Raw genomic sequence first — 2,916 nt, 5'->3', positions numbered from 1 at the left:
GCGGTTCAAATTGCCAGAGGCCTTGGGGCCAAGAAGATCATTGCCACGGGACGCAACGAATCTAAGCTGCAAGCCCTTGAAGCCGATGAAATCATACTATTTGATAGGACAGCCGGCAACGGACAAATAACGTTTGAAAAGGACCTAATGCAAGTTTTTGCCGGTGGTGTTGATGTAATCTTGGATTACCTATGGGGCGATAGCGCATCCGCTATCATGTCAGCTCTGGCCAAGACCCAAACGGATCATGTAACCCGCTTTGTAAGCATTGGAACTTCATCTGGCCAGGAAAACATTAATTTACCTTCCTCTATCTTGCGCTCTTCTACGATTGAACTGGTAGGCAGCGGGGAAAAGAGTGTTTCTAAAGCTGATATGCTAACCGCTGTTAAAGGTGTTTTTGAAATGGCTGCTGAGGGGAAGCTGAAAATAGCCACAAGGGAGTTTGCGATAGAAGATATCGAAGAGGCTTGGAATGCCCCGCTGATTCCCCGTCCCGTTGTAAAGGTGGAATGAAAATGGAAAATGATATTTTTAAAGCGCTGATTGATATAGTTGCCATTATCAACCGGCCAGACCGTGATAAAAAAATGATTGCATATGCTGGCGTGAATTTGGAGGAGGCCGCCTTTCGTGTCTTCGTTGGCATCGCGCATCTCCAGCCGACCAGTGTTGGTGATTTGGCTGCGATGATGGGAAAAAACTATTCTAGTGTCAGTCGGCAAATCGATAAATTAGAGACTAACGGGTTAGTTCATACGTATCCATCAAGTTCAGATTCCCGGATTCGGGTATCTGAACTGACGAAATACGGTGAGGAAATCAATGCCATGATTAGCCTCACCCGTGAGCGCCATATGCGTGAAGCTTTGGCGGATTGGACTCTGGCAGAAAAGGACGGCTTATTAAATCATTTAAGACGTTTATCAGAATCGCTGCAAAGGTTCGACTAGCATAACGAAAACCACTAAGCATTAACTTAGTGGTTTTGTTATACTTAGTGTTTTTGTTATACAAAGGAAAGCCTCAATTGTCCTCAAGAATCCACTGGCGTAGTTCTTTGTCAAAGGTTCGGGGTTCCTCAAACATCGGATTATGACCACTATGCTCAAAAATTACTTTTTTCACGTGCGCATAGGTTTCATCAACAGAATTCCAAAGTGAAACAGGGGCTACCAAATAATCATACCTTCCTAAACCGATAAATACCGGCTTGTTGAGAGTAGCGAGAGATTGGATCAGATCCATTTCTCCGAAGGCTTCCCCCCACAGATGATCGATGATTGGCATATTCGTATAGACATCTTTCCACATATAAGCTGCGTCAAAGGTATAGTCATAAAAGCTTTGGGTGCTCATCCTTGGTGCGGTGCGTGCATCTTATGGAACGGGGAAAACGATATTTTATGCGATAATTATCGCCGGGGAACGGCTGGGATGTTGTCATGACGGGCACAACCGGGTAATAGAGATTAATAGAAGTCATGGAAATGGAGGGGAGACTATGATATCACAAGCATTATCCGGAATCAGCCCGGTGCAGGCCATTGCCGCCTACGGTGGTACTCAGAGTGATGTCAGTTCCCTGGAAAAGCAACGCGACCGGCTGATGATGGAGCTGGACAAGGTGAATGCGGCGCAGAGCGACGCAGTGCAGACAATTAACCGCCGGGAGCAGCTGCAGCGGCAAATCCGGCTGTTAGAGGCCCAGCTCACTCGAAAAATCGGGAGCAGCACATCAGTCGATGTGGTATCTGCTTCCCTGCAGGATCAGCCCCCAATCTGGAAAACTTTAGGTAAAGGGGGCTTTAAGGGCATCGGTCTGGCCGATCCCCGGACGGCTACAGTGGACTCGGAGGGTCATTTCAACGTGCTGATTTAACTTTATCCGTAAAAAGGGCCATTGCTGCAGTTAGCAATAGCCCTTTTTGTCATTTGGAGCTGATGATTCTCTTGAAGGCAGAGAGCTGATCAGTCCCTTGGTTCTAGTGCCCGTTTAATGAGTCTGTTCATTTCTGGAGGAACTCTCTTCGACGTTCCGCAGAGATTTAGCATATATAATCCCGACGGCAACGGCTGAGCAGGTCAGGCAGGAGGCAAAGACGTACAGTTTCACAATGCCGAAGGTTTCGGCTGCCCAGGCCATGCCAAGCAGCGAGATGCAGAAGAACAGATGAAGAACTGCCGCCTGTGCGGACAAAACCTTTGGGAGCTGCTCGCTGTTCACGCTGTGCTGGACAAGTGTTCTGCGGGTCACGGCGCTAAGCTCGGCAAATGGTCCCATCGCCAGCACGAGTATCAACGCGGCAACCAGATGGGTATTGATAGCATACAGAAAAGTAAGCAGGCCGTAACCGGCCATGCCAATCAGCATATAGCGCAGCAGCCTGCTGCCGATCCGCCGGACCGCCGAGATTACCAGTAATCCCCCGCCAATCGTACCGGCAAAATAGATGGAATTGATAAATCCCCACCATTCTTCGCCCTGTCCCAGCGCCTCCTGCACAAAAATCAGGGTGAACGCTCCGACCCAGACGGAACCTCCGAGCATATCGATGGCATCAATCGCAGTTAATGCCCGCAGACTTGGTGTTCGCCAGATGATTTTCCAGCCTTCAGTGAGGACTGACCCTCTGGAAGGAACAATCTGGTTCCCGGCAGCATTATCGGAAAGATTGTTTGTCTCCCTGCCGGTTTGCGGTTCTTTAATCCGCAGAGTGAGCAGGGCTGCCAGGGCGTAGATAACTGCGGTAAGCAGAAGGGTAGAAGTTGTTCCGATCCAAACAATGATGATCCCGCTAAGTCCCCACCCGGCAAATTGCACGATCTGGTCGCTGACGGATAACAGGCCGTTGGCCCGCAGCAGTCCCTCACGCGAGCTGGTAAGCCGCGGAACCAGTGCATTACGCGCCGGAA

The 2,916-nt window shown here is 49.5% G+C and carries 4 protein-coding genes and 1 pseudogene; 3 read left to right on the top strand and 2 right to left on the bottom strand.

The genetic code is table 11. The features are described from left to right. Window positions 1–516: zinc-binding dehydrogenase (locus AQR02_RS34245; protein WP_245237424.1), on the top strand; the 516-nt coding region annotated here is incomplete at its 5' end. Between the two features lie 2 nt (window positions 517–518). Then, window positions 519–953 carry a MarR family winged helix-turn-helix transcriptional regulator gene (locus AQR02_RS13745; protein ID WP_054940977.1) on the top strand — a complete coding sequence of 145 codons (435 nt, stop codon included), beginning with the start codon at window positions 519–521 and terminating at the stop codon, window positions 951–953. Between the two features lie 73 nt (window positions 954–1,026). Here the strand turns inward: AQR02_RS13745 and AQR02_RS13740 are convergent. Further along, a pseudogene (locus AQR02_RS13740) lies at window positions 1,027–1,362 on the bottom strand (alpha/beta fold hydrolase); the annotation flags it as partial. A gap of 142 nt (window positions 1,363–1,504) precedes the next feature. Between AQR02_RS13740 and AQR02_RS13735 the strand changes: the two are divergent. Then, window positions 1,505–1,882: a hypothetical protein gene (locus AQR02_RS13735; RefSeq protein ID WP_054940976.1), complete on the top strand. Its 378-nt coding sequence runs from the start codon at window positions 1,505–1,507 to the stop codon at window positions 1,880–1,882. A 114-nt stretch (window positions 1,883–1,996) separates the two neighbouring features. Here the strand turns inward: AQR02_RS13735 and AQR02_RS13730 are convergent. Then, window positions 1,997–2,916, bottom strand: a 920-nt coding sequence (locus tag AQR02_RS13730; protein ID WP_245237422.1) for an MFS transporter, incomplete at its 5' end; no start/stop codon positions are given.

The sequence above is a fragment of the Paenibacillus ihuae genome (assembly GCF_001368795.1).
Lineage (GTDB): Bacteria > Bacillota > Bacilli > Paenibacillales > Paenibacillaceae > Paenibacillus_AQ > Paenibacillus_AQ ihuae.
This window is presented reverse-complemented; position numbering and strand designations above follow the sequence as displayed.